Origin of the sequence: Halobacillus sp. HZG1 (assembly GCF_035818575.1) — a bacterium.
In the GTDB taxonomy this organism is placed as follows: domain Bacteria; phylum Bacillota; class Bacilli; order Bacillales; family Halobacillaceae; genus Halobacillus; species Halobacillus litoralis.
This window is the reverse complement of record NZ_JAYLVQ010000053.1, coordinates 1-4,195: the sequence shown is the minus strand read 5'-3', so window position 1 is coordinate 4,195 and position 4,195 is coordinate 1. Positions and strand designations below refer to the sequence as shown.

Here is a 4,195-nt window from a genome sequence, read left to right as displayed (position 1 = left end):
TAAGGGTTAATCGATATTGGTGCTTTTATGAACGTAAAGGTGTTATCAATAAATTTTGTGAATAATTTCACTTAAACTAAAGGGTGCATTAGTTGAAGAACTCCAAAGTACCTCGGTTTCAAGTCTTCACGAAACGGGGGCAATTCATCAATAGTTTATGCTCCCTTTTTAATTAAGCGGGTTAAAGTATAGAAATGACAGAGGAAGATGGTTAAACAAGGGACTTTTTTTAAATTTGATTTATGGATCAGAGAATCAAGTGTTTAAGTCTATACATCTGATTATAGGAAAGAGGGAGACACATATATGTCGATTTACCATAAAGTAATAGGAGAAGGATACCCTATCGTTATGTTGCATGGTTGGACACTTGACCATCAAGTAATGTTACAGGCAATGGAACCACTATTCGAGAAAAGAAACGGTTGGAAAAGGATATACATAGACTTACCGGGTATGGGGCAATCCCAGGCACAACCATTTATTCAGAACTCTGATGATATTTTAGAAGCAGTATTACATCTTTTAAACGAGATTATCCCTGATCAGCCGTTTATTATTTGTGGTAGTTCATATGGAGGGTACATTGCCAGAGGTGTAGTTCATTCATTGAAGGACACAGTTCGTGGATTATTGCTGATAGCACCTTTGACTATCCCTAATTTCGATGAAAGGGTAGTACCACAGCAGAAAGTTTTAAAAAGAGATAGTCACTTAATATCATATTTGTCTTCGGAGGATGCCGATGCATTTTGCTCTATGGGGGTGGTGCAAGGTCAAACTGAATGGGAGAGGTTTCGAAGTGAAATTTTACTTCCTTCTAAACAGACAAACTATGAATTTTTAAATCACATTCGTCAAAATGGATATGGCTTTACTTTTGATATTTCATCTAAACTTGAGTATCCGACGCTAATCATCACAGGGCGTCAGGACAATATAGTAGGATACCATGATGCGTGGCGATTAATTGAAGATTATCCAAGAGCAACTTTTACAGTACTTGATATGGCTGGTCACAACCTACAAATTGAACAACCCGATGTGTTTAATGAGTTAGTTCATAACTGGTTAAACATACTTGAGTCGGAATATTTTCCACGAAAATAACTTTTTTTAAAATTCGAATTTCCTACTTTACTAACCCAGCTATAGAAAGTCTATTTTATATTGAATCAACAGACTTTAGTTTAAAACCTACCTTAATATATCTCAAAATCAAGTCTTCCGGATATAGGGGCGATAGCTACAGAATGTTTATCGCTTATTGTTCTAACGGAGCAGTTAAACTAATATTTTTTTAAAATAGAAGGGTTGAAATTTATGGAAAACACATGTATTAAATGTAAATCAGTAATGGTAGAAGCTAAGTTAGACAGTCATCCTATAAGGGTTTACAAATCAACTGTGAAAGCAAACTCAAAAACTATGAGTGAGGTTTATCCTTGTTATGCATGTACTAACTGTGGCTTTATTGAACTTTACGCTTTAAATCCTGAAAAGTTGATTTAAATAAGAAAATGTTGAGACTCGGTTATTCAAGATTAATGGGAGCTTTAGTAAAAGCAACTCGAGATTATCTCGGATTCAAGTCTTTACGAAACGGGGGCAATTCTTTAACAGAAGAATTGCCTCCTTCTTATTGTTTTGGGCAGTTTAATTGAAGACTCGAATTCAAGATAAAAGTAATTTTTTAATACAGTTAATTGTGACACTGAACAAGATAGATTTAATCCGTTTAGTAGAAGTTGAAGTTGTTCAGCTAAATTATATTCAGAGGGCTACTGACGAATCGCCAATAGCCCTCTCTATTAATATACAATCCGAGTATTTAATTTTGACTTTATTGTTGTATGTTGCACCTAGCATCATTTGGCTTCACTGTAATAAATTATTCTTCTACATGTTCTTTAAAGTAATTTCCCCAGTGAGGTTGGGTACCATCTATGTCTTTAAATCCATAGATGTCTGAAAGCTCCCATGTACTTAATGTTTTCCCGTTAAACCTATGCACTTCCGTATCTAAAGCGAGATGTTTAAGTGCTTCACCGATATAAAAAGGTGTTTCAGAGGCGATGAAGTGTTTGTCGACTTTCACGCCTTCTTTCCAATTTTCTTCTGTGATACCAAAGGTATCAAGCATTGCTTCCGAACGCAGGAAACCAGGAGTTAATGCTATAGAAGTAATATTGTAATCCTTAAGGTCTTGTGCCAATGCCTTTGCCATATGAATGTTAGATATTTTCGCAAGACTATAGTAAAAGTTCCCTCGATAGTCATAATCTATCCCGTCGGTTATTTCTACAACTAAACCCTTGTTGTTTTTTTTCATTAAAGGTAATGCATAATGGGTGGTTATTATATGGGCGTGAACAGCCTGTTGCTGCATCTGTAAACCTTTTTGAAGATCATGTTCGGCTACGTCTTTTCCCCACTCGGTCAATGGGTCACCTCCCCATACATCATTGACAAGGATGTCTAGTTGTCCATCCTGTTCTTCTTCGATTTTTTGGATAAGATTCTTAACTTGATATTCATCTGTATGGTCGACTTTTACAGGAATGCCCTTTCCACCTGCCCTAGTAACAAGCTCTGCGCTTTCTTCAATAGTTTCTTTTCGTTCCATAGGCGATTGTTCTTCTCTTGTCGTACGCCCTGTAACATAGACAGTAGCGCCGGCTTCACCAAGTTTAATTGCCATAGCACGACCTGCCCCTCTTGTTGCGCCAGCTACAAGGACAGTTTGATTTTCTAGATTCATATTATATCCATCCTTTCTTTTCATTTATTCTTATAATAAAGTAAATATATGACACCTTATGTCATAATTAAAAAGTTAGGAGAGCAGCAAATGAAAGCTGAAAGGTTAATTAAGGTTTTACTTCTTTTACAGCATGGAGAGGTTATATCTACTCGTGAAATATCTAAAGAACTTGAGGTTTCAGAGAGGACCGTACATAGAGATATGGAATCATTAAGTGCTGCTGGTATCCCAATTTATTCTGAACGTGGCCCAGCGGGAGGGTGGAGGCTTGTAGATGATTGGAAACAAAAATTAAGCTGGTTGAAGGAAAAAGAAATGATGTCTTTATTTTTGCCTCATGCTGAAAAAATAATTAATGATCTGAATATGGGTGTCTCTTCAAAGAAGATCAGGGATAAGTTACTGTTATCTTTTCCAGAAGAAACCAAACAAAGTGTAGTGAAACTTTGGGAAAGAATACATGTTGATATGGGCACGTGGAAGAATACTCAAGTTGAGGCGAATAAGGCTATGGAAGTAATGAAAGAAGCTGTCATGAACAATAAAAAAACAACTATCAATTACCAAAAAGCAAATGGAGAAGTAAAAGAATATATCATTAAGCCACTTGGACTAGTAGCCAAATCAAGCAGTTGGTATGTGGTAGCACTGAATAAACAAGATGAATTTCGCAGCTATAAGATTAATAGAGTTATTGATTGTGTATTAACTGATGAAGACTTTACTAGGCCAATGAATTTTAATTTATCGGAACATTGGGAGGAATCTAAAAAACAATTTATGCACAGTCTGCCTAAGTTTCGCGTTAATGTTAAAGTGTCATCTTTTGCCCATAAACGAATTATGTTTTCTGGACGTTTCGTCCAAACAACAGATAATGAAAAGATTACAAAAAATGACTGGGCAGATCTAGAATTAACTTTCAACACCGAAGATGAAGCTGTTAATTTTATAGTAGGGTTTGGAAACGACGTGAAAATTATCTCCCCAATGGATTTAATAAAAAAAGTAACCGATAGGGCAAGGGAAATAATTGATTTATATGAATAAGTATTGTAAGTTCTTCTGACGATTTGGTGGTATAAAGCAGGTATGACTATTAAGGTGTGACAGGACCAACTGTGTTAGTCGTTTTGTGAACGGCGATGCTCAAGATGAATTTCCCGAAGTGATATTGGGAAGTATTAATTTATTGTTCGAAGAACCAAAAGTTTGAAATCTTTATATTGATATTAGAGAAAAAATAGTTTTTTCCATATTGTTATCTTGAAATCGAGTCTTCAAGTAACGGGGGCGATTGTCTAATTAGTGACGGTCGTCTTTTTACATAAAAGCTTATCTAAATTCACTGGAAAATGAAACCATCAAAGATATTTTACGTAGGCTATAGTAACAGATCGTTATAGTTGAAAGAGGTGGATGATTAAATGT

Annotated in this window: 3 protein-coding genes; 2 read left to right on the top strand and 1 reads right to left on the bottom strand. The window is 35.6% G+C overall.

Annotated elements, in window-relative coordinates:
• The first annotated feature begins 306 nt into the window (after nt 1-306).
• Nucleotides 307-1,110 carry an alpha/beta fold hydrolase gene (locus VKA52_RS07690; RefSeq protein ID WP_326314903.1) on the top strand — a complete coding sequence of 268 codons (804 nt, stop codon included), beginning with the start codon at nt 307-309 and terminating at the stop codon, nt 1,108-1,110.
• A gap of 781 nt (nt 1,111-1,891) precedes the next feature.
• On the opposite strand, the gene VKA52_RS07685 is transcribed toward VKA52_RS07690, so the two are convergent.
• The gene (locus VKA52_RS07685) at nt 1,892-2,761 is read right to left on the bottom strand and encodes an SDR family oxidoreductase (RefSeq protein WP_326314901.1); all 870 of its coding nucleotides are present in this window, start codon (nt 2,759-2,761) and stop codon (nt 1,892-1,894) included.
• Between the two features lie 90 nt (nt 2,762-2,851).
• On the opposite strand from VKA52_RS07685, the gene VKA52_RS07680 reads away from it, so the two are divergent.
• On the top strand, nt 2,852-3,814 hold the full coding sequence (locus VKA52_RS07680; protein WP_326314900.1) for a helix-turn-helix transcriptional regulator: 963 nt from the start codon (nt 2,852-2,854) through the stop codon (nt 3,812-3,814).
• Nucleotides 3,815-4,195 lie beyond the last annotated feature (381 nt).